This window comes from Dokdonia sp. 4H-3-7-5, assembly GCF_000212355.1.
In the GTDB taxonomy this organism is placed as follows: domain Bacteria; phylum Bacteroidota; class Bacteroidia; order Flavobacteriales; family Flavobacteriaceae; genus Dokdonia.
This window is the reverse complement of record NC_015496.1, coordinates 1330289-1352532: the sequence shown is the minus strand read 5'-3', so window position 1 is coordinate 1352532 and position 22244 is coordinate 1330289. Positions and strand designations below refer to the sequence as shown.

The window sequence follows — 22244 nt, the reverse complement described above, 5'->3', positions numbered from 1 at the left end:
GCCTTATCAATTGATGTGTTGTTAATTATTCTTGTATAGCAGCTATACCTGGTAGTGTTTTACCTTCTAGCATCTCAAGCATTGCACCGCCTCCAGTAGAGACGTAGCTTACTTTTGTATCAAAACCAAATTGTTTTACAGCGGCAACACTATCTCCTCCACCTACTAGTGAGAACGCGCCATCCTTTGTAGCTGCAGCAATACTATGCCCTAGTGCAATAGTTCCTCCTGCAAATGTTTCCATCTCAAAAACTCCTAATGGTCCATTCCATAAAATAGTTTTTGCACGCTTTGCTACCTCGTCAAAAAGTTCGCGAGATTTTGGTCCAGCGTCAAGGCCTTGCCATCCATCTTCGATACTCATGATATCACACACCTTTGTGTTTGCATCATTTGAGAAATCATCTGCAGCAATAACATCTACTGGTATGTGAATCTGTACTCCTTTTTCTTTGGCTTGTTTAAGAATGTCAAGAGCGAGCTCCATTTTATCATCTTCACAAATAGAGTCTCCTATGGTACCTCCTTGTGCTTTAATGAAAGTAAAAGCCATACCTCCACCTATAATCATCTCATCTACTTTATCAAGGATATTCTCAATAACCGTAATTTTTGAAGACACCTTAGAACCACCAAGAATAGCTAGTACTGGCTTCTCACTATTATTAAGAACGCGATCAAGACTCTCTATTTCTTTTGCTAGTAAATAACCATAGCATTTTGCATCTGGAAAGAATTGAGCAATGATAGTAGTAGAAGCATGCGCACGGTGTGCAGTACCAAAGGCATCATTTACATAAATATCTCCTAACTCACTTAACTGCTTTGCAAAGTCAACATCACCAGCTGTTTCTTCGCTGTAGTAACGGAGGTTTTCTAATAGTAATATTTTACCCATTTCGAGGTTAGATGCTGCCTCTGTGGCTTTTGCACCTACACAATCCTCCACAAAGTTTACTTCTACACCAATGACTTCAGAAACAATTCTACAAATCTGAGATAAAGAAAACTCCTCTTCTTTGTTTTTAGGTCGACCTAAATGAGACATAAGAATAGCAGATCCTCCATCTTCTAATACTTTTAAGATTGTAGGTTTTGCAGCCTCAATTCTTGTAGTATCAGTAACATTACCATCTTCATCAAGGGGAACATTAAAATCTACACGTATTAATGCCTTTTTATTCTCAAAATTAAAGTCGTCTACTGTGATCATTTTCATTGGTTTTACTAGCAAATATAATAGATACAGAGGATAAAAAATGCAGTGATTCCTTTATATTTGACGCTATGCTGTTTTCAAACGTTATCGGACAAGATTTTATTAAAAATCATCTCACAACAAGTGTTGATGCGGGGCGTATTGCTCATGCTCAACTTTTCATAGGTTTATCTGGCACAGGGGTTTTACCCATGGCGATTGCTTATGCACAATATATTTTATGTAATAACGCTCAAGGCGAAAATGAGGGAGGATCGCAAGCTTGTAATTTAAAGTTTGAGCACTTATCGCATCCAGATTTGCACTTTGCTTTTCCTGTGGCAACTACTCCCGAAGTAAAAAGCCATCCTGTCTCTAATAATTTTATGAGAGAGTGGCGCTCGTTTATTACAGAAAACCCATATGGTGATCTCTTTGAATGGCACCAGCATCTTGGTATTGAAAAAAAACAAGGACAGATAGGTGTAGATGAAGCTTCTGAAATTAATAAAGCTCTCGCTTTAAAGTCATATGAAGGTGGTTATAAAGTAATGATCATTTGGGCAGTTGATAAAATGAATACTGCCGGGTCAAATAAACTTCTCAAACTATTAGAGGAGCCACCAGCAAAAACGTTGTTTATTCTTATTTCTGAAAATGAAGACAGCATTATTGACACAATAAAGTCAAGATGCCAAGTATTACATTTCCCAAGATTAAGCGAACCACAAATTGCAGATGCTTTAATTACTCATCATAAAACTCCAGATGCCGAAGCTCATAAAATAGCCCATCAAGCACAAGGAGATTACCAGCAAGCGATGCATTTATTGCACCACGATGGAGACGATATTCAGTTTGAAAAATGGTTTGTTACTTGGGTACGTACAGCCTTCCAAGCAAAGGGTAAAAAAGAGGCCGTTTTAGGACTCATGGAGTGGAGCGAAATCATAGCAAAATCTGGCCGTGAAACACAGAAAAATTTTCTTGCTTACTGTGTACAATTTTTCCGTCAAGCTTTGCTTAAAAATTACAAGGCAAATGATCTTGTTTTTATGGAAACAGAGACCGGTTTTGATCTCTCAAAATTTGCTCCTTTTGTACATAATAATAATATATTTCCTATCGTAGAAGCCATTCAAGAGGCTTCGTATCATATAGAACGCAATGGAAATGCTAAGATTATCATGACAGACCTTTCTATAAAATTAACTCGATTTCTACATCGTAAGAGTTGATTATATCAAATAGGTATCTCTATATTTAGTTCTATCTAAATATATTTTTAGACAAACAATCAACAGTGTCCTTTGTCTATATACTCAGACAATCTCAGATCTTTTACTAAACGAGAACATTTAAAGGCTCTATAATCTGCCGGTGCGATTTCTACCCCGCTAAGCAGTACCATTTGGTTAGTGAAATCTTATTTAAATAAGCTTGATTAACTTGATTAAACGCACGTAGATTTTACGGCGGAATCTAGTCATTTATTGATGAGAAAAATCATCAAAATTAGGCATAAAAAAAGCGATGATTTCTCATCGCTTTAAAAGCTATTTTAAACACTAGTGTTTAGTCTTCTTTCGGAGCATATTCTCCATTCATTTCTGTAAGAATTGCTTCTGTAAGATTCAATTCATCTTTACCATAAAGAACACTTCCAGCATCGTTAGATCCATAGATATAAGAGTAACCATTTGTCTTTCCGTAAGCCTTTACTTTATCCTTCACTTTTGTAATAAGTGAATCTATTACTTTCTGGCTTTCTACTTGTAGTTGTCCTATTCTTACCTGGCGTTCTTGTTGTAATTGTTGTGCCTCTGCTCCTAGTTCGTTGTAAGTTTCTTCTTGTTTCTTACGTGACATAGAAGGTCCGTTTTTTCTAAACAAGTCTTCTTTGATTTGGTAAGACTTAATCTTAAGCTCTAATTCGCCCATGATTTCGTCATTTTGTTTTGTAAAAAGATCCTTTGCGCTTTTAAGCTCTGCATATTCTGTAAGTAACTCTTCAGTATCTACAAAACCAGTTTTCTCTGTTTGACAGGCTACAGCCATCATAGCAGTAACAAGTAGCATTCCTATTTTTTTCATTGTGTTATTTTGATTATTTGGTGCGAAAATAGGTAGAATCCATCAAAACTTAATTAAAATCATGCCTATTTCCATTTTGATTCTCAAATAAATGTAGATAGACTTAAAGTCATCGGTTATTCAATAAAAATTGAATCTTTTGAAATCTACATTTAGAGGATATATAAAGAACGCTACAATTTAAAATAATGAAGTAATTCGTGATTAATAAATACGATATACTGAAAGCATTAAAATTGAAATCAGAAATAAAATAACCAGGAAGTTTGATAAACACATTACAAGGGATAGTAATTGTGTGATTTGAAAATTGATATTGTTAATTGAAAATATTTCACGTGGAACATTTTATAACTAAATGCATTTTAAACAGAAACATTGAAAACTAAATTCTCAATTCCAGATTAAATATAAAAAGATGAAAATTGGTTGAAATAAGCTCTCATAAGAAAAAGCTATGGTCAAAAAAGGAATTAATAATAAAATTTTATTAAAAACGAAGCCTTAAAAGACCATTTTTAAACGGTTTCAACATTTAGCCATATCCATTTAAGGCATGTGTACTCAAAAGCCCTTAAAAGCGCTTATTTGCAATTTAAGCGTGTTTTAGAACATAAATATGAGATGAATAACCTCCAGACTGCTTTGCTTTACGATTTGACTTGAATCCAGTTACAAATGCAGTGAAGAAATTCATTTTACCACTTTTATACTTTTCTGAAAGAAGACTCACGTAAAAGGAATCAAATTTCATAGGTAGTGTTTTTACTAATTGTAAATCTTGTTCTGCAAAAAGTCTTTTTATAGCAGTTTCTGAAAAATGGTATAAATGTCTTGGCACATCAAAAGCTGCCCAATATGATTTATAATAACTAGCATCATAAGATTCAAAATTAGGAACGGCAATAAATATAATTCCATTTTTTGCTAGTTGCTTTTTCAACCATGCTATTTGCTCTTGTAAATCGTAAACATGTTCTAGCACATGCCACATAGTTATCACATCGTATAACTCCCCTCCTACTTCATCGATAGTGTTATACATATCGAGTCCTTTATGTTGAGCAAGCTTTTTAGCTTTAGCATTTGGCTCTACTCCTTTTACATTCCATTTTCTTTTAGATAGAAATTCCAAAAAATCTCCAGTTCCAGCTCCTATGTCTAAAACAGAACCTTGGTCAGGATGAAACTTTTTTAAAAGTTTTTGCTTTCGCGAAAGCGTGATTCCTCTTATAGTTTGATATGCGATTTCAAATAAAGATCGTTTTCCATCTGTATGAGATATATAATCTTCACTTTCATAATATGAAGGAAGCTTAGAAATATCCGGCTTAGGATTTGTGAAATACATATGGTATTTCTCATCATACTCTAGCGTAAATTCTTCTCCACTAACTGAATGATCCTTTACTTTAAAATCTTCTTTCATCAACTTTGTTTCACGTGGAACGTATACTATTTAAAAATTATCGTCCCATATAAACTAACATTACACTTATGTCTGAAGGAGAAACTCCACTCACTCGTGATGCTTGAGAAATTGTAGTTGGTCTAATTTTAGATAATTTTTCCCTAGCCTCAAAAGACAGCGACTTCAGTTTTGTATAATCAAAACCTTCTGGAATTTTAATATTTTCTAATCGCTGTAGCTTGTCTGCATTTGCCTTTTCCTTTGCAATGTAACCTGCATACTTAACTTTAATTTCTGCTTGTTCTAATACATCACGATCAAGATCTTTCTCCTCAATATAAGCAGCTACTTTCTCAAAGCCTTTCATATCATCAAGCGTGATTTGAGGTCTAGAAAATACTTTGAACATTTTATCAGATTGTCTCATAGGAGAAGATCCTCTTTCTTCTAGTATATCATTTACCTCTTCAGGAAGAATACTTGTCTCTTCAAAAAAATTAACAAGATCATTAGATTCCGCTTGCTTCTTTTCCATGGTAATGAGACGTTCCTCAGAGGCTAAACCTACAGCATTTGACATAGGCGTGAGACGCTCATCTGCATTGTCTTGACGCAATAGTGTTCTATACTCAGCACGAGAAGTAAACATCCTATACGGCTCTTCTGTACCTTTTGTAATTAAATCATCTATAAGAACTCCTATATACGCCTCATCTCTTTTGAGCATGAAAGGATCTTTCTCATGCACTTTAAGGTGTGCATTCATACCAGCCATTAATCCTTGAGAAGCTGCTTCTTCATATCCAGTGGTTCCATTAATTTGTCCAGCAAAATACAGTCCGCTCACAAGCTTAGTTTCTAAGGTATGCTTTAACTGTGTAGGCGGAAAATAATCATACTCGATTGCATAACCAGGACGGAAGAATTTTACATTCTCAAAACCAGCGACAGACTTTAAAGCCTTAAACTGGACATCTTCTGGAAGTGATGTTGAAAATCCATTCACATAAATCTCACATGTATTCCACCCTTCTGGCTCTATAAATAATTGATGTCTATCCTTATCTGCAAAACGATTAATCTTGTCCTCAATAGACGGACAATATCTTGGCCCGAGAGATTTAATTCGACCATTAAACATAGGTGAGCGATCAAATCCTTCTCTCAAAATATCATGCACTTCTAGAGAAGTATAACTCATATGACAAGGACGCTGATGTGTAAGCGGGCTTGTTTCTTTACTATAACTAAACTTCTCTGGGACTTCATCACCTGGCTGAATAATCATCTTAGAAAAATCTAACGATCTACCATCCACTCGTGGAGGTGTACCTGTTTTCATTCTTCCAGATTCAAATCCAAACCCCGCTAGTTGTTCTGTAATTCCAGTAGCTGCTCTTTCACCTGCTCTACCTCCACCAAATTGTTTATCTCCTATGTGGATTAATCCATTTAAAAAAGTACCATTAGTTAGCACCACAGATCTTCCTCTTACTTCAATACCAAGAGAGGTTTTTACACCAACAACTTTATCATTTTCTACAATCAGACCGCTCACCATCTCTTGATAAAAATCAAGATTCTTAGTTCCCTCAAGCTTCATTCTCCACTCCTCTGCAAATCTCATTCTATCAGATTGCACACGTGGAGACCACATTGCAGGACCTTTAGATTTGTTAAGCATCTTGAATTGAATCGCTGTCTTATCAGATACGATACCGCTATATCCTCCTAGTGCATCAATCTCTCTTACTATTTGCCCTTTTGCAATTCCTCCCATAGCAGGATTACAACTCATTTGGGCAATGGTTTGTAGGTTCATAGTTATAAGAAGTGTAGAACTTCCCATATTTGCAGCAGCAGCGGCAGCCTCACAACCTGCATGGCCAGCACCTACTACTATAACATCGTATGTATCTTGAAATAGACTCATTGTTTCACGTGGAACATTAAAATATTAATATCTCTAAGAGAAGTTACGCTTTCGCGAAAGCGTTATATACATTCTTTTAAAGGCGTGCAAAGATACAGCCTTTAATTCTCTCTAACACAACTTCCCGCTGGGACAGATGTTAAACCTTGAAATAGAGCGCTGTAAGAAAATTACTACTTATCTAACTGATAAATATAAATTTTCCTTTGCTCTCATCTCCTTAGCCTCATCATCACTCTTATCTTTATAACCGCAATAGTGCAGTAGTCCATGAACCATAACACGGCTTAATTCGTCTTTAAAAGAGGTTTTAAAATCTGCAGCATTATCCTCAACACGCTCTACAGAAATATATACATCCCCACTAATTACATCTCCACTCGTGTAGTCAAAACTGATTACATCTGTAAGCGTGTCATGATTCAAATATTCAACATTGAGTTTATGCAAGTAGGCATCATCACAAAAAATGTAATTGATCTCCCCCATTTGTTTTTGCTCGGATTCTATCACAGATGTTAACCACTGAAGTAACTCTTCAGGATTTGATAATTCAAAATCATTTGTACTATTAAATTCAATCATTGTTTTTCTGGAAGTAATCTTGCACTTTACGCTTGTATTCTTCCTTAAGCGGAAGTGCATTTCTGTTTAATATTTCTGTCGTGTTAAAATACTTTTTGGCTTTTTCGAGCGCACTATTCACAGGATTTGCAAACTCCTTTACGTTGGTATTTGCTTCACGCTTATTCTCTTCACCTTGTTGCAACGTTGCCTCTTTAAGTTTAAGTAGTTCGTGCTTAAGATTAGTCATACGTTGTAACGTTTCATTATTAAAACCTTTATCTAATAATTGCTGCTCAACATCCTTCATATCTTTTACCAGCTTCTCTGCATTATCCCCAAGACCTTCCCTTTGAATAGCATCTTCTAGTTGTTGTCTTAACTTAGACTGCTCTTTATAAATTTCATAAAGAAGTCCCTGCTCATACTCATCGCTTTGTCCATCTCCATTTTCTCCACCTCCATTCTCGCCATTTCCATCACCTTTTAAATCACTATTACTCGAGCCTTTTCCTCCACCTTGACCACCTTCACCTTCGCCTTCTTTTCCTCCCTCGCCTTCAGATCCAGGTTGATCACCGCCTCCTTTTCCTTGTCCTTCTTTACCTTCAGAACCTTCACCAGATTCTCCTTCCTTACCTTCACCTTCATTTCCATCTCCGGGTTTTTTACCCTCACCCATTTTCTTATTGAGTTCTTCTTGACTCTGTATGATATCAGGCAGTTGTTCCCCACTTCCACTGCCAGAACCCATGCCCATACCCTTTCCTTTACCGGAGCCGCTACCAGACATCATTGCATTTTGCATATTATCTAACGTCTGACTAAGGAAGTCTGCTAGTTTATTAGTTCCAGTTATAACATATTGCTGGCTACTTACACCTTGCATTATTTGATTTTCGGCAAGTCTTGATAGTGCTTGATCCATGCTGTAATCAATATCGACTAAGGTCTCATTGATAATCTCATCGAGTTTAGGCTGACGCAGTGACAATGCATATAAACTATCATCTATATGTTTGAAATTTTGTTTGAGTACATTTTGCCTTCTTAATTTACGTGCGTAATTAGGATTCTTCCCATCCATCTTACGAAATTCCATCATTATAGTCTCTTCTTCAAAACTAAAAACAAGAAGATTATCTAGTATCTGGCGTAACATCTCTGCATCTTCTTCCAGACTTTCCTCACCACCCATTTGCATTTGAGACTGCATAGACTTACTCATTTGCTTCATCTTTTCTGCAGCCTTTTTCTGTTTCGCTTGAGCACTAGATTTATCCTGGGGTGTTCCGTCTTGTTGTTCTTGATCCTCTTGTTTTTCTAGTTCTTCACTAGCTCCCTCCTGCTCTTCTTTGATTTCTTCTTGTTTCTTTTCGTCACCAGGAAGGTCCATAGGTTTTTTAAGTTCTTGGTTTTCTTTTTCAAGATCCTTTAGCGCTTCCTCAAGTTTTTTGAACTCTTCGTTGAGTTCATCTTGCTTTTCCTTAGTATTTTCTTTTCCTTCCTTCTTACTTAAATCTTCTTGTTTTTTTGCGAGTTCCTCTAAGTCACGAGCAATTTGCTCGGTCTTTTTCTGAACATAATAACGCTTTGTAAGCTCAACCATTTGCTCTAGGTTGCGCTTATTATTTTTATTTTGCTTTTCAAGTTCCTCAAGCTTTTCAGAGAGTTCTTCTTTTGGCATTTTCTCTCGAAGCTCTTGTAATTCTTTTAAGAGCTTTTCATTTTCCTTTGCTTTCTTTTCTTGACGCTCTAGACGTTCCTTCAGTTTTTCTTTATCCTCATCTGTAAGCTCCTCTTCTTTTTGAAACTCGTCTAGATTCTCCTTTAACTGTTTAGAAAAATCTTTCATCATCTCCTCTTGCTGCTTCTGGCGTTTAAGAAAGCTATCAAGTTTCTTTTGATCGTTAAAACTCAGCTGCTTTTTCTCCTTCTGAGTTCGTGAGATTTCTTGTAATTCCTTCTCACTATCCTTCATCTTCTGTAGGGACTTATCAAGATTACCTATAGATTTTTGTTGTTGCTCAAGCTGTTTATTTTTAAGCTCATCATCTGTAAGTTTTACAAAACTATATATCGTGCTCTTTGTACTTTTAAAACGATGGATGGCATCATTATCAAAAACCTCAAAATAATACTCATAATTTACTCCTTCTTGTAAATCAAGATTATTAGGGAATGCATAAATAAACTGATCTACATTACCCTTTGAAATACTGATTTCGTCATACTGTTTATTATCACTCTCTGAAGGATAATAAACAATTTGTAATTTTTTAAGCCCGTAATCGTCGCTCACTTTTCCGTAGAAATAATTCTGCTGCTCGTTTACAGTATCTTTTTTTGCTTCCAAGGATATTTGAGGATACTGATCTTTTAAGACTTGTAAATTATATGCTAGATTTTCATAATTTTTCAGTTGGCTATTACTCGTACTTACTTCATAACTCGTGTTATTATAGATACGCTTTACTGCTTTGAAAACTTTTGAGGTTGTCACATTTTCGCTTAAAGCGAAAGGGATAATAGTATCCTTAAGCACAAGATCTACTCCATCCGTCTGCCTCGTACTTATATTCCAAGAAACGGTAGTTCCTTCTGGAATAATTGCATTGCCCGTATTTTTTACAGTCTCTTTTCCTTTGCGAGTATGTGCAGGATAGTTGAGTTCCATATCAAAATCCATAAGTACAGGAACCTTGAGTACCTCGATAGTATAAGGCTGGGATACGACTTTATTACCTTTAAGATTAAAGGTGATATTTTCTGTAGGCTGTTCAAATATATAGCTATACTCTCCCAGAGCAATTTGCTGTAGAAAATACACCTCATCATTAAATCTCACAGACGCCTCCTCAGGAATTATATCTCCCAGTGTGCGCACGCGCAACTCAAAATCTTTATTTTCAATAGCCTGTAAATTCTCATTGACTATATAAAAACTAAACGGTGCTGGTGGCTCATATGCCTCGTTGTAATTTACAACACGCTCATAACTTGTTGAGAAAACCTTTTCCTTCCCTGCATAGTTTGCAATGAGAAATATAACTACAGGTATAGCAGCGTATTTGAGGTACTTCTTATTTTTTGTAAAATCTATAGCTAGTCTAAAAGGGATAGGCTCAAGCTCTTCACTCTTCTGCTCTATACTTGCGAGCATTAATTCTGAGTCTGTTACTTCACTATGTAATTGCAAGGTGTTTATAAGCTTGTCGCTTACTTCTGGAAAATAATTTCCTATCAAACTAGCAGCATCCTTGTAGTTGATACCTTTTGACAATTTAAATAATCTGGCTAGTGGTACTGCTATAAACTTGATGAGTAAAGCAACCTCTACTACTATAAACGCCCAGAAAAGAACGGTTCTTCCAGCTGGACTAAGCCAGAAAAAATACTCAATGAGCAGTGTGATTAAGAAATAAAATAGACCTAGTGCAAAAAAAAATATTGCACCGCGCAGCAATTCATTAGTGTAATATTTTCTAATAAATCCCTCTAGCTTCTTCTCTATTTTTTCAAATCTATTCGTCATCTATCCTAATTCTCTTTATAGCAACCTCTAAAGTACTATTTTATTATGTTTTAAGAGGATGTCAACATTTACAAAGATATCACTGTGATCTTCATAAAAAACTTTAAACGGTATTCGTTAAGCCTTTTTAAAGGCTTAAAAGTATCTTTGCACAAAATCTAAGACTATGTCTCAAAACGTTCGGGTGCGATTTGCACCTTCACCTACTGGGCCATTGCACATCGGTGGTGTGCGTACGGCGCTTTTTAATTATTTATTTGCAAAAAAACATGGAGGTACTTTTATCCTCCGTATAGAAGATACAGATCAAAATCGCTATGTACCTGGTGCAGAAGATTATATACGTGAGAGTCTAGACTGGTGCGGTATTTCATATGACGAGGGACCTACAAAAGATGGCGGATTTGGACCTTATAGACAAAGTGAACGTAAGGATAAGTATCACGCTTTCGCGAAAGCGTTAGTCGACTCAAATAATGCTTACTATGCATTTGATACTGCCGAAAGTCTTGATGCACACAGAAAAGATCACGAAGCAAACGGCAAAACCTTTATCTATAACTGGCACAATCGCCTTAAACTAGATAACTCTCTCGTTCTATCGCAAGAGGAAACAGAGAAGCGTATAGCCGCTGGCGAAAATTATGTGATACGTTTTAAATCTCCTCAAGATGAAGTATTACAACTACGTGATGAAATACGTGGTGCTATGGAGATTGATACTAATATTCTAGATGATAAGGTGTTATTTAAATCTGACGGGATGCCTACCTATCACCTAGCAAACATAGTAGATGATCATTTAATGGAAATTACTCATGTGATACGTGGTGAAGAGTGGTTACCATCTCTAGCGTTACACGTGTTATTGTATAGAGCCTTTGGATGGGATGCACCAGTATTTGCTCACTTACCGCTTATTCTTAAGCCTGTAGGGAAAGGAAAATTAAGTAAGCGTGATGGTGATAAGCTAGGATTTCCAGTCTTTCCGCTACAATGGGAAGATCCAAAATCAAACGAAATTTCTTCTGGATACAGAGAAGACGGTTACTTTGCAGAAGCCATGGTAAACATGCTTGCCTTTTTAGGATGGAATCCTGGAACGGAACAAGAAATTTTTAGTCTAGAAGAGCTTGTAGCAGCTTTTGACTTAAAACGTGTTAATAAAGCTGGAGCAAAATTTGATCCAGAAAAGACAAAGTGGTTCCAGCAGCAGTATATGCAAGAATCTCCTGTAGCACTTATAGCAGATCAATTTATGACATTCTTAAAGGATAAGAATGTAACTACTACAGAGGAGTACACAACACACGTAGTTGATTTAATTAAAGAACGCGCCATCTTTGTAGAAGATTTATGGACATTAGGAAGTTACTTCTTTACTGCTCCAACAGAGTTTGATGAAAAGGCAGCCAAGAAAGCTTGGAAAGAAGATACGGCGGCCATCATGGAAGAGGTGAAAATTATATTATCTAGTGTATCTAACTTCACAACAATAGAAGCTCAAACAACTCTTAAGGAGTGGATTGTAGCAAAGGAATTAGGTTTTGGAAAAGTAATGCAACCTTTTAGATTATCACTTGTGGGCGCTATGCAAGGACCTGATGTTTTTGATATTGCTACCACCATTGGCAAAGAAGAAACATTACGACGTATAGGTTATGCAATTACCACACTAGGATAACTGTTATACATCACATTATTAATTAAGGCTACAAATCATTGATTTGTAGCCTTAATTTTTTACCGATAGTTCATAAATAAAATACAACTCCTGCAGTGATTAGTGATGCATTGCCTTTAAAATCTCTTGCATTGTTATCAATTACAAGGTTTTGCTCATTAAGATTATTGAGGATGTTTGTAAATCCATATTGGTACTGTAGCGTGAGCCTCACGTGTTCAAAACCACCTGTAAGTCCTAAGATACCAAAACCATTTACTCGAGATATTTCTTGTATATCACTTGCGGTAAGTGTGTTATATCCGGTTACTATATTTGTGTTTTGCCTAGAATTATCAAGCTTCATTTTGCTGTTAATTAGTAGTGCAGGTCCAATGTCTACTGCTAGATGGTTTGCAATTAAGTTATAACTGAGTAATAGATTAAGCTGCGCACCTATGATATTGTATTGAGTATCCTCACTAGTAAGTTGATCTAAAGAAGTTGTTTGAACTGTAATCGCAGTACTTAACAAATCAATCCCGTAAACCATTCCCCAGTTATTATACACATTTCCTCTAGTAGTAAAACCCGCTAGAAAACCAGCTTCTCCTTGTACATCAAAGTTCTTTGTATCTATATCCATGAATGCAACTTTACCTTGAAGGCCTATACGGTTATAATTACCGTTGTTCCTATAAGATTGAGCATACATTGTTGTGAACGTTATAAGCAGTAAAGCAAGTAGTAATAAATATTTCATAGGGGATTTTTAAAATAGGGTTACACTTAAAACAATGGCTCTAAGATATAATAACTTAAAAGGAATCAGGAAACTTTTATTTTATGTGTTACATTTTATCGATTATGGCTACTTATCTTTAAGATTACAATAATCACCATCAATAATTTTTAAAAATATCCAATATGGGACAGATTCTTTTACCAGTATTAGTAGTACTAGCCATACTTATTATCCTCTCAGGGATATTTATGGTTAAACAGCAAACCGCCGCCGTTGTGGAGCGTTTTGGAAAATTCATTGGAGTGCGTAACTCGGGACTTCAATTTAAAATCCCTGTATTTGATAAAATTGCAGGTCGTATCAATTTAAAAATACAGCAGCTTGATGTTGTTGTTGAAACTAAAACTAAAGATGACGTTTTTGTACGTCTTAAGATATCTGTACAGTTTCAAGTAGTAAAAGATAAAGTGTATGACGCATTTTATAAACTTGAAAATCCGCATGATCAGATTACTTCTTACGTATTTGACGTAGTAAGAGCGGAGGTTCCAAAAATGAAATTAGATGACGTTTTTGAGCGTAAGGATGATATTGCCATTGCAGTAAAGCGTGAGCTTAACGAAGCTATGTCTAGTTATGGTTTTGACATCATTAAAACCCTTGTAACAGACATTGATCCAGATATGCAGGTAAAGGCAGCTATGAACAGAATTAATGCAGCAGAACGCGAGAAAGTAGCTGCAGAGTTTGAAGCAGAAGCAGATCGTATCAAGATTGTAGCAAAAGCTCGTGCAGAAGCAGAGTCTAAGCGTTTACAAGGACAAGGTATTGCAGACCAGCGTAGAGAGATTGCTCGTGGTCTTGAAGAGTCTGTAGATGTTCTAAATAATGTGGGTATTAATTCTCAAGAAGCATCTGCACTTATTGTAGTTACTCAACACTATGATACATTACAGTCTATGGGTGAGCAAACTAATTCTAACCTTATCTTAATGCCTAACTCCCCACAAGCTGGTAGTAATATGCTTAATGATATGATTACTTCATTTGTAGCTTCTAATCAAATAGGAGAGCAAATGAAAAAAGATAATGAAGCAAAAGGTATTATCAATAAGAAGAAGAGAGACGCTCAAGAAGATTAATAATTACAATTAGGCTCATAAAAAACCCCAAGAACAAGCTGTTCTTGGGGTTTTATTATTTATAAAATAAGTCAGTTAAGCTTTGTATTCTCCTTCTCTATTTACTTCCTTAACACGTTTATATCCAAAAATTGTACTTAGTAATTTAGCTACCACCGCCTTTTGGAGTAATGATCCTACTAAAGTTCCTAATGAGGATACCGGAGAAAATCCAGAACTCATACCGTTTTTAGCTCCATTTACATTAAGCCTTACTTCCTCCTCACTTATTTGTCTTTTAAGTTTAAGGATTTTAAGGTCATGCTCTATTTGTTCAAAACTACTATATTCTCTCATCAGTGTTTATATTTTGAGTTGCTACGGGAGCTACTAGTGAAACATCTGGAAGTGAATCATCACTAAAGGCAAGTTTACTATATTTCTTAAGTAACATAGTTTCTAGAGGCTTTCCGGCAAAAAGAAATACCAAAAAGAAAATCACTAAGTAAATTCCTCCTACAATAAAGAATCCTGCACTCAAGCTATCTAGAGACTCCCCTATCACAATTGAAAGGCCTATAGAAAAGAACATCATTGCTATAAGACCAAAAGTTGCTCTCAAAGCTAAGTTTGCACTACTTACTAATCCTCTCATTCCATTCTTGAACAAGCTTAGTTTGTAGTATTCTGCAGTGACTTTGGCATATTCCTGCCCGTTATCTGTCAGTCCTTTTAGGTTATTTGTTAACTTTTCAAAAGCCATATCTGATTGGTTTCTTTTGGCTTATGATAATGCTTTCTCCACTTTGGCAACATTTTTATCTACTACAGCATCTTTTTGAAGTTTTGCATTTTGTACACGTAACTCAGCTAGTTTTGTTTCTAACGTTGAGATTACATCATCTGCTTTATGACTCGCTGTTGAAATAGAGTCGTTTAACTTTTCTTCAAAAGTTAACTTAGCTTTCTGAGCATTATCTGTAAGCGACTCTCTAGTTTCCTTAAGTTGCTTTACTAATTTTTCTTGCTCTTTCTTAGCTTTCTTAGAAAGATCCTTTCTCGTTTTAGTTCCTTTTTCTGGAGCATATAAAATTCCTGCTGCTGCACCTATTGCACCACCTAAAACTAACGCTAACAATGTATTACTTGACTTACTCATATGATTCTATTTTATATTAAAAATTGGTTGAGTGTAAAGATATTTTGATATGTTTCTTTTCTCCGTTAATAACCGGTTAATATCTCTTTAACCAACTCACAATCTTTGTTAAAAGTAGTCTCTTATCATCCTTAAATGAGACATTTATGCCAATAACTGTTAAAATATAGATCCTAGATATTAAAATTTAGACGCTGCTTCTTGTAATATATCGTTGCTATCTTCTTTTGCCTTTTCAACAAATGCTACTGCTCCTTCAATGTCCTTAATGGTTTTGTTTTGCGCTTTCGCGAAAGCGTACAAACTCTCAATACCCGCAATACGAGTACCCACCTTTTTTGCCGAAGTATTAAAGAATCCTTTAACCTCATCCTCTGTTAAACTCGCTGCTAACTTTTGTATATCTGCAACAGCCGCAATACGTTTATCTTCTGGTAGATTTGCAAGTTTCTTACCTAGTTTATTAATCGTACTAAGAGCTGAAGCTTTTTGCTGTTGCTGTGGTTTTGCTTGACCTTGCGTGTTACCTTGTGCTTGTTTAGGCTTCACTTTTGCCCATGAATCACGTAAACCTACCGTTCTATTAAAAATAAGGTGATCTGCTGTAGACTCCTTATCTACATTAAAATATCCCTTGCGCTGGAACTGGAATATATCACCTACCTCAACGTCTTTAAGACTTGGCTCAAGATATCCAGTGATTGTAGTAAGACTGTTAGGATTTATAAATTCCATGAAGTCTTTATCCTCATGACCATCAGGATTTTCATCACTAAATAGTCTATCAAATAAACGTACCTCTGCTTTAATAGCATGAGCAATAGAAACCCAGTGTAGTGTTCCTTTTACATTGCGCTTAGAAGCTTCTGTCCCGCTTCCAGATCTACTCTCTGGATCATAGGTACAGTGTATCTCTGTGATAACTCCGTTCTCATCTCTGATAACCTCACCACCTTTAATGATGTATGAATTCTTTAAACGTACTTCTTTATCTGTAGTAAGGCGGAAATACTTATTTCCAGCATTTTCTTTAAAATCCTCACGTTCTATGTACAACTCTCTACTAAAAGGAACTTTACGCTCTCCCGCAGCCTCATCTTCTGGATTATTCTCTGCATCTAGCCACTCCTCTTTACCTTCTGGATAGTTAGTAATCACCAGTTTTACTGGATCTAATACTGCCATTACTCTAGGAGCAATGTTATTTAAATCTTGACGAATGTGGAATTCTAATAATGCAACATCAATCACATTCTCACGCTTTGCAACTCCTACTGCATCTATAAAATTACGTATTGCTGCAGCTGTATAACCACGACGTCTCAGTCCAGAAATAGTAGGCATACGTGGGTCATCCCATCCAGAAACTACACCTTTTTCAACTAATGTGAGCAACTTACGTTTACTCATAATCGTGTAGTTAAGGTTGAGACGTGCAAACTCCCGCTGCTTAGGACGTAAATCCTCACCAGAGTATACTTGGTCTAAGAACCAATCATAAAGTTCTCTGTGAGGCTTAAACTCAAGCGAACATAAACTATGACTTACCTGTTCTATATAATCGCTCTCTCCATGCGTCCAGTCATACATAGGGTAGATACACCAGTCACTACCTGTGCGGTGGTGATCTTTGTGCAACACACGATAAATAATAGGATCACGCATTAACATGTTTACATGCGCCATATCAATTTTTGCACGTAAAATATGTTCTCCTTCCTTAAACTCACCCGCTTTCATTCTAGCAAAAAGGTCTAAGTTTTCTTCTACCGTACGATCACGGTAAGGTCCTGGCACACCAGGTTGTGTAGGTGTTCCCTTCTGCTCTGCCATTGCCTCACTAGATTGAGAATCTACATAAGCTTTTCCATCCTTAATAAGCTGGACAGTCCAATCATATAACTGCTGGAAATAATCACTTGAAAAGCACTCCTTATCCCATTGATACCCTAACCAAGAAACATCTTCCTTGATAGCATCTACATATTCTTGCTCTTCTTTTGCTGGGTTAGTATCGTCAAAACGTAAGTTTACCGGTGCCCCGTACTTCTCCCCTAGCCCAAAACTTATACAGATTGCCTTACAGTGACCTATATGTAAATACCCATTAGGTTCTGGTGGAAAGCGAAAACGCAAATCCTCCTTAGTATAGCTCCCTTTAAGGTCTTCTTCAACAATTTGTTCTAGAAAATTCAATGATTTATTATCCTCTGTCATGATGTATGATTGTAAGGGTAAAATTAATCAATTTGTAGTTGGATTTAATAAGTGTTTTCACTGATGTTTTTATTGCTTACGCGAAAACTTGAAATCATTATACAGAAGCATTCATACAAACCATTGTACTAGATAGCTCTTTTATCAAGCTTTGTATCAAAAGCTGTTGTTTATAACTGGCTTATGAGGTTTAAACTGTCGTTGTGTAACATTTTAAAAAAATAGACACTCATCTATTATAACAACAATACACTATGAAACCACTTAATTATACTTGCGTAAAATGCCAAAACCACACTTACAAAATAGGCGAAATGCGTGCTACTGGTAGTTTTCTAACAAAATTGCTCAATATGCAAACAGAAAAGTACAGCACAGTAACATGTAAAAATTGCTCATACACGGAGTTTTACAAGGCCAAAACTGGAGCACTTAGTAATATTTTTGATTTGTTTGGAGGATAAGACAAGGTTAAACCTCGTGCTTTAAAAATGCAAAATCATGTTTTGAGTTGTAACTTTGAACACTTATAAACAATACCATATCATGGGAAAAATAAGAGTAACAAACATACGTGCCTACGCCTACCACGGCTGTCTTTCTGAGGAAACTGCCATAGGATCAGACTACAGAGTAGATGTAGAGATTGAAGCAGATTTATCAAAAAGTGCGCAAACAGATAAACTTGCAGACACGGTAGACTATGTATTGCTTAACCGTATTGTAAAAGAAGAAATGGCAATTCCTTCTGCATTACTAGAAGTAGTGTGCGAGCGTATTTTAGTACGATTTTTTAAGGAAGAGGCTCTTATACAGCTAGCTACGGTTGCAGTATCAAAAGTAAATCCTCCTATAGGTGGAGATGTAGAGATGGTTACTGTAGAGCGTACTCGAGTGCAATAATACCTTTATTATCAGAAGTAAAACGAGTCAAAAATTCGTAAAAAGAATTTGTATTATTTATAAAGAAAAAAAAGAATATCTCATTTCGATATTTGTCAGTACTATTCCTATATTTGCACCCACATAAGGTGTCGTGGCCGAGTGGCTAGGCAATGGTCTGCAACACCATCTACAGCGGTTCGAATCCGCTCGACACCTCAAAAAGGAACTTCTAACGGAGTTCCTTTTTTTTTGTGCTTTATTGTAAATACTTAATTAGTGAATCGTATCTGGCTTGATTTCTGGAAGCTCTTGAAAACGTTCCATCTCTTGCTGGATATTAAACTCATCTGAAGGAACAAAACCTTTTGTTACGAGTACAAGACCACAAAAAATAAGTACAAGCCCTAATGACTTTTTTACTTTAAATATTCTACGTGGTGTCAAGTAACGCTTAAGCTGTTTTGCAAGTACTATTTTACCAATGTCTGTAATAAGATAAGCACCTATCATTCCTATAAAGAAGCCTAGTAAACGGTCACCATCATTCTCTACCGTAGGACCTACAATTATTAAGATTCCTAACCAGAAAACAAGTACCCCTATATTTATAAAATTGAGTAAAAATCCTTTTACAAAGAGTTGTACGTAACCACCTTTCTTAATTTTTGCTCTGTTAGGATCAAGTGCATCGCGCGTAGGTTTTTTAAGATAAATGGTGAGTCCGTACACGATTAATATCGCTCCTCCAAAAACATAAAGACCTGGCTGGTTACTTAGATTTTCGAGTAGTTGATAACTACTTAAGTAAGCAACTACAATAAAAACAATATCTGCAATAATAACACCTATATCAAAGGTAAGTGCAGCTCTAAAACCTTTGGTAGCCGCCGTTTCTAGTAACACAAAAAATACAGGGCCTATCAAGAACGCTAAGAAAAATCCTAGAGGTATAGCCGTGTGTAAATCTTGAAACATATAGAAAGTGCTTTACACAAAGTTAGACAAAAGCATACAGTAAAAAGAAAAGGATGCCTACGTATGTAAACATCCTTTGTATATATCTATTGATTAATAATTTAAAGTGCTTTCAAACCTGTTATAGAAGATTGCCCTAAAAATATAATGGCTTACATTATTTTAATACGTCCTCCAAAAGTACGACGACGCTTCACCTCTGCTGGATTACCATAGATTACAATATCTCCACCTGCTCTTATCGTTAGATCTGCTAGTTTACTTGCATAAGCTTCTACTTCTCCTCCTGCTTGTACAAATATCTCGGCTGTTTCTGTTTCTAGATCTCTACCTTCATAGATGCCTCCTGTGTTCACTTTTACCTTTTGTAGGGTTGCTTGACCACTTGCTTCAATTATACCTCCTGTAACGGCTCTTAAATGCGCTTCTTTTACAAGTAATCCTACTTTTACACGAGCACCTTCTTGCATTTTAATCTCAATCTTGTCTTGTTCTATGAGCTCATTTGAGGTTATTACAGCTCCTTCATTTCCATCTATTACTTGCAGGTTGTTGTAATGCACATGTACAAAGGTTTTGTTTCCGTCAAAAATGAGATCAAGATCCATTTTGATTTTTAAGGTTCCATCCTTGTTTACTACTTGTACCTGGCTTACATCTTCTCCCGTAATAATCACTTTATTTTCGGTAGACTTTACAAGGTTTACTACAATGCGATCATACACTTTTACTTCTGTAAAATCTCCTACGTCTTTTGTAACTGGATTTTGAGCAAATGCTGTTGCTGTAATTACTAGCGCTACTATGGTATATATAAATTTCATATTCATTGTTTTTGTTTGATATAGAGACCATACAATTACTAGATTGTTACAGTTTACAGCTTAATGCCTCTTCCCTTTCCATGTTCCACCATAGGTGTAACCTTCTTTATTACGATGTTTATCGCAACATGTTTCACATATAAACACCCACTCTTTGGCGTGGTTTAACCGCGCTCTAAAAGCTACAGTTATTTCTTTCTTACAAGTATGACAGATCTTTGTTTTAATATCAAATTGTTTTAAAACAGCTCTTTGTGGAATGTGTTACGCTTTCGCGAAAGCGTATTTAAAAATCTATCTTCTTCTCAATTCAAATAAATCTTTACGACGATCTCTTAGGTTCTTTACAGCTCCAAACTGATTGAGGTTACGTAATAAGTCTATATCGCAATCTGCAATAAGAATCATCTCTGTGTTAGGTGTAGCCTCTGCCTTAATCCCGTTTGCTGGAAATGAAAAGTCACAAGGAGTAAACACCATAGACTGTGCATACTGGATGTCCATGTTATGCACCTTAGGCAAGTTACCCACACTGCCTGCTATTGCCACATAACATTCATTCTCAATAGCTCTTGCTTGTGCACAGTTACGCACACGAGAGTATCCGTTTTGAGTATCTGTTAGAAAAGGAACAAAAAGAATATCCATACCATCGTCGGCAAGAATTCTACTTAGTTCTGGAAACTCAGAATCATAGCAAATAAGGATTCCTATTTTACCACAGTCTGTATCAAACGAGTGTAATTTATTACCTCCTTGCATTCCCCATACTTTTGCCTCATCTGGAGTTACATGAAGTTTTTCATAACGCTCTGTACTTCCATCTCTACGACATAAATAACCTACGTTGTATAGTAAATCATCTACCACTTCTGGCATACTGCCTGTAATGATATTGATGTTATAAGATATTGCTAACTGTGAAAAACGATTTTTAATCTCCTCTGTATGTTTTGCAAGTTCACGTATAGCTTCTGAAACTGGTAGATGGTTATTTTCTGCCATAAGCGGCGCGTTAAAGAACTCTGGAAAAAGTGCAAAATCTGATCGATAACCAGATACTGCATCTACAAAGTACTCTGCTTGCTGCATGAGTTCTTCAAGATCTTTATACAAACGCATTTGCCACTGTATTAAGCCAAGTCTTACTACCTTCTTTTGTGTAGCTGCAACAACAGATTTTTTCTCATAGTAGATGTTATTCCACTCTAGAAGTACGGCAAACTCACCTGAGTCTTCATCACCAGGTAGGTATCCTTTTAAAATCTTAGCTGGGTGAAAATCATTATTAATCTGGAAGTTTAATACCGGATCGTGGATTTCTTTACGCTTTACCTTCTCAATATATTCCTTAGGAGTTACAGAATCTGCGTGTTTGTGGTAGTTAGGAATACGACCTCCAAAAAGAATTCCCTTCAAGTTTTGCTCCTCACAAAGTTCTTTACGATAATCGTATAATCTTCTTCCTAGACGTAAACCTCTGTATTCTGTTTTAATAAAAACATCGATACCGTATAGAATATCTCCATCTGGCTTATGTGTATTAAATGTGTAGTTACCTGTGATTTCTTCATAGGTATGTACACTGTCAAAAGTAGACTCATTGAGTTTTATAGAAAGCGCACAACCTGCAAGTTTTCCATCAATTTTAATTACTACTTGACCTTCTGGAAACTTATTGATAAGTGCAGTGATTTGTTTCTCATTCCAGTACATGTCTGGCATATTAGAATATGCCTGTATCATTGCATTTTTAAGTTCTTCGTAATCGTTGAGCGTAAGATATTTAAGCTCGATATTTTCTATGGATGTTGACATGTAGTATGGTTAAGAAGAGCGATTTTTAATTCTTCTATAAGATCACAAAATTAGTGCGCTTTTTCTTAATAAATTGCTAAACTTTTAAGAATAATTAATAGC

Annotated in this window: 19 protein-coding genes and 1 tRNA gene; 6 read left to right on the top strand and 14 right to left on the bottom strand. The window is 36.0% G+C overall.

What is annotated here, in order from left to right; all coding sequences use genetic code 11:
- Positions 1-25: 25 nt before the first annotated feature.
- Positions 26-1213 (bottom strand): phosphoglycerate kinase, encoded by a 1188-nt coding sequence (locus KRODI_RS05890; protein WP_013750671.1) that lies wholly within the window; start codon positions 1211-1213, stop codon positions 26-28.
- 74 nt (positions 1214-1287) lie between these two features.
- Between KRODI_RS05890 and KRODI_RS05885 the strand changes: the two genes are divergently transcribed.
- The gene (locus KRODI_RS05885) at positions 1288-2436 is read left to right on the top strand and encodes an ATP-binding protein (RefSeq protein ID WP_041295822.1); all 1149 of its coding nucleotides are present in this window, start codon (positions 1288-1290) and stop codon (positions 2434-2436) included.
- Between the two features lie 337 nt (positions 2437-2773).
- Here KRODI_RS05885 and KRODI_RS05880 read toward each other — a convergent pair whose 3' ends face one another.
- The 5 genes from KRODI_RS05880 to KRODI_RS05860 form a co-directional block, all read right to left on the bottom strand.
- Positions 2774-3292: an OmpH family outer membrane protein gene (locus tag KRODI_RS05880; RefSeq protein WP_144782565.1), complete on the bottom strand. Its 519-nt coding sequence runs from the start codon at positions 3290-3292 to the stop codon at positions 2774-2776.
- A 595-nt stretch (positions 3293-3887) separates the two neighbouring features.
- Complete coding sequence (locus tag KRODI_RS05875) at positions 3888-4721, bottom strand: class I SAM-dependent methyltransferase (protein WP_013750667.1); 834 nt, start codon at positions 4719-4721, stop codon at positions 3888-3890.
- A 37-nt stretch (positions 4722-4758) separates the two neighbouring features.
- Positions 4759-6636 carry a tRNA uridine-5-carboxymethylaminomethyl(34) synthesis enzyme MnmG gene (gene mnmG / locus KRODI_RS05870; protein ID WP_013750666.1) on the bottom strand — a complete coding sequence of 626 codons (1878 nt, stop codon included), beginning with the start codon at positions 6634-6636 and terminating at the stop codon, positions 4759-4761.
- Positions 6637-6813: 177 nt separating this feature from the next.
- Complete coding sequence (gene ybeY, locus KRODI_RS05865) at positions 6814-7221, bottom strand: rRNA maturation RNase YbeY (RefSeq protein ID WP_013750665.1); 408 nt, start codon at positions 7219-7221, stop codon at positions 6814-6816.
- The gene (locus KRODI_RS05860; protein ID WP_013750664.1) at positions 7214-10735 is read right to left on the bottom strand and encodes a DUF4175 family protein; all 3522 of its coding nucleotides are present in this window, start codon (positions 10733-10735) and stop codon (positions 7214-7216) included. The genes ybeY and KRODI_RS05860 overlap by 8 nt, the downstream gene beginning before the upstream one ends.
- Before the next feature lie 166 nt (positions 10736-10901).
- On the opposite strand from KRODI_RS05860, the gene gltX reads away from it, so the two are divergent.
- Complete coding sequence (gltX, locus tag KRODI_RS05855; RefSeq protein WP_013750663.1) at positions 10902-12419, top strand: glutamate--tRNA ligase; 1518 nt, start codon at positions 10902-10904, stop codon at positions 12417-12419.
- A gap of 70 nt (positions 12420-12489) precedes the next feature.
- Here gltX and KRODI_RS05850 read toward each other — a convergent pair whose 3' ends face one another.
- On the bottom strand, positions 12490-13161 hold the full coding sequence (locus KRODI_RS05850; RefSeq protein ID WP_013750662.1) for a hypothetical protein: 672 nt from the start codon (positions 13159-13161) through the stop codon (positions 12490-12492).
- A 164-nt stretch (positions 13162-13325) separates the two neighbouring features.
- Between KRODI_RS05850 and KRODI_RS05845 the strand changes: the two genes are divergently transcribed.
- On the top strand, positions 13326-14285 hold the full coding sequence (locus tag KRODI_RS05845; protein ID WP_013750661.1) for an SPFH domain-containing protein: 960 nt from the start codon (positions 13326-13328) through the stop codon (positions 14283-14285).
- 75 nt (positions 14286-14360) lie between these two features.
- On the opposite strand, the gene KRODI_RS05840 is transcribed toward KRODI_RS05845, so the two are convergent.
- The 4 genes from KRODI_RS05840 to KRODI_RS05825 all read right to left on the bottom strand — a co-directional run bounded on the left by KRODI_RS05840 (position 14361) and on the right by KRODI_RS05825 (position 17640).
- Positions 14361-14621 (bottom strand): DUF6327 family protein, encoded by a 261-nt coding sequence (locus KRODI_RS05840; RefSeq protein ID WP_013750660.1) that lies wholly within the window; start codon positions 14619-14621, stop codon positions 14361-14363.
- Positions 14608-15027 (bottom strand): hypothetical protein, encoded by a 420-nt coding sequence (locus tag KRODI_RS05835; RefSeq protein ID WP_013750659.1) that lies wholly within the window; start codon positions 15025-15027, stop codon positions 14608-14610. Before KRODI_RS05835 ends, KRODI_RS05840 begins: the two co-directional genes overlap by 14 nt.
- A gap of 21 nt (positions 15028-15048) precedes the next feature.
- Positions 15049-15423: a YtxH domain-containing protein gene (locus tag KRODI_RS05830; protein ID WP_013750658.1), complete on the bottom strand. Its 375-nt coding sequence runs from the start codon at positions 15421-15423 to the stop codon at positions 15049-15051.
- Positions 15424-15603: 180 nt separating this feature from the next.
- On the bottom strand, positions 15604-17640 hold the full coding sequence (locus KRODI_RS05825; RefSeq protein WP_013750657.1) for a glutamine--tRNA ligase/YqeY domain fusion protein: 2037 nt from the start codon (positions 17638-17640) through the stop codon (positions 15604-15606).
- 254 nt (positions 17641-17894) lie between these two features.
- On the opposite strand from KRODI_RS05825, the gene KRODI_RS05820 reads away from it, so the two are divergent.
- The 3 genes from KRODI_RS05820 (at position 17895) to KRODI_RS05810 (ending at position 18741) form a co-directional block, all read left to right on the top strand.
- Complete coding sequence (locus KRODI_RS05820) at positions 17895-18104, top strand: zinc ribbon domain-containing protein (RefSeq protein ID WP_013750656.1); 210 nt, start codon at positions 17895-17897, stop codon at positions 18102-18104.
- 82 nt (positions 18105-18186) lie between these two features.
- On the top strand, positions 18187-18543 hold the full coding sequence (gene folB, locus KRODI_RS05815) for a dihydroneopterin aldolase (protein ID WP_013750655.1): 357 nt from the start codon (positions 18187-18189) through the stop codon (positions 18541-18543).
- 127 nt (positions 18544-18670) lie between these two features.
- Positions 18671-18741 (top strand) — tRNA-Cys (locus tag KRODI_RS05810).
- A gap of 57 nt (positions 18742-18798) precedes the next feature.
- Here KRODI_RS05810 and KRODI_RS05805 read toward each other — a convergent pair.
- From KRODI_RS05805 to KRODI_RS05795, 3 genes are all read right to left on the bottom strand, one after another.
- Entirely contained in the window at positions 18799-19500 is a 702-nt protein-coding gene (locus KRODI_RS05805) for a LysE family translocator (RefSeq protein ID WP_013750654.1), read from the bottom strand.
- Positions 19501-19652: 152 nt separating this feature from the next.
- Positions 19653-20324: a head GIN domain-containing protein gene (locus tag KRODI_RS05800; RefSeq protein WP_041295636.1), complete on the bottom strand. Its 672-nt coding sequence runs from the start codon at positions 20322-20324 to the stop codon at positions 19653-19655.
- Between the two features lie 294 nt (positions 20325-20618).
- Positions 20619-22142 (bottom strand): carbon-nitrogen hydrolase family protein, encoded by a 1524-nt coding sequence (locus KRODI_RS05795; RefSeq protein WP_013750652.1) that lies wholly within the window; start codon positions 22140-22142, stop codon positions 20619-20621.
- Between the last annotated feature and the right edge of the window lie 102 nt (positions 22143-22244).

What these genes read in the sequence shown, in the direction of transcription:
- KRODI_RS05830 (WP_013750658.1), bottom strand. Translation starts at nt 15,423, where the DNA reads ATGAGTAAGTCAAGTAATACATTGTTAGCGTTAGTTTTAGGTGGTGCA.
- KRODI_RS05875 (WP_013750667.1), bottom strand. Translation starts at nt 4,721, where the DNA reads ATGAAAGAAGATTTTAAAGTAAAGGATCATTCAGTTAGTGGAGAAGAA.
- gltX (WP_013750663.1), top strand. Translation starts at nt 10,902, where the DNA reads ATGTCTCAAAACGTTCGGGTGCGATTTGCACCTTCACCTACTGGGCCA.
- KRODI_RS05805 (WP_013750654.1), bottom strand. Translation starts at nt 19,500, where the DNA reads ATGTTTCAAGATTTACACACGGCTATACCTCTAGGATTTTTCTTAGCG.
- mnmG (WP_013750666.1), bottom strand. Translation starts at nt 6,636, where the DNA reads ATGAGTCTATTTCAAGATACATACGATGTTATAGTAGTAGGTGCTGGC.
- KRODI_RS05795 (WP_013750652.1), bottom strand. Translation starts at nt 22,142, where the DNA reads ATGTCAACATCCATAGAAAATATCGAGCTTAAATATCTTACGCTCAAC.
- KRODI_RS05800 (WP_041295636.1), bottom strand. Translation starts at nt 20,324, where the DNA reads ATGAAATTTATATATACCATAGTAGCGCTAGTAATTACAGCAACAGCA.
- KRODI_RS05840 (WP_013750660.1), bottom strand. Translation starts at nt 14,621, where the DNA reads ATGAGAGAATATAGTAGTTTTGAACAAATAGAGCATGACCTTAAAATC.
- KRODI_RS05825 (WP_013750657.1), bottom strand. Translation starts at nt 17,640, where the DNA reads ATGACAGAGGATAATAAATCATTGAATTTTCTAGAACAAATTGTTGAA.
- KRODI_RS05890 (WP_013750671.1), bottom strand. Translation starts at nt 1,213, where the DNA reads ATGATCACAGTAGACGACTTTAATTTTGAGAATAAAAAGGCATTAATA.
- KRODI_RS05860 (WP_013750664.1), bottom strand. Translation starts at nt 10,735, where the DNA reads ATGACGAATAGATTTGAAAAAATAGAGAAGAAGCTAGAGGGATTTATT.
- KRODI_RS05880 (WP_144782565.1), bottom strand. Translation starts at nt 3,292, where the DNA reads ATGAAAAAAATAGGAATGCTACTTGTTACTGCTATGATGGCTGTAGCC.
- KRODI_RS05850 (WP_013750662.1), bottom strand. Translation starts at nt 13,161, where the DNA reads ATGAAATATTTATTACTACTTGCTTTACTGCTTATAACGTTCACAACA.
- folB (WP_013750655.1), top strand. Translation starts at nt 18,187, where the DNA reads ATGGGAAAAATAAGAGTAACAAACATACGTGCCTACGCCTACCACGGC.
- KRODI_RS05885 (WP_041295822.1), top strand. Translation starts at nt 1,288, where the DNA reads ATGCTGTTTTCAAACGTTATCGGACAAGATTTTATTAAAAATCATCTC.
- KRODI_RS05820 (WP_013750656.1), top strand. Translation starts at nt 17,895, where the DNA reads ATGAAACCACTTAATTATACTTGCGTAAAATGCCAAAACCACACTTAC.
- ybeY (WP_013750665.1), bottom strand. Translation starts at nt 7,221, where the DNA reads ATGATTGAATTTAATAGTACAAATGATTTTGAATTATCAAATCCTGAA.
- KRODI_RS05845 (WP_013750661.1), top strand. Translation starts at nt 13,326, where the DNA reads ATGGGACAGATTCTTTTACCAGTATTAGTAGTACTAGCCATACTTATT.
- KRODI_RS05835 (WP_013750659.1), bottom strand. Translation starts at nt 15,027, where the DNA reads ATGGCTTTTGAAAAGTTAACAAATAACCTAAAAGGACTGACAGATAAC.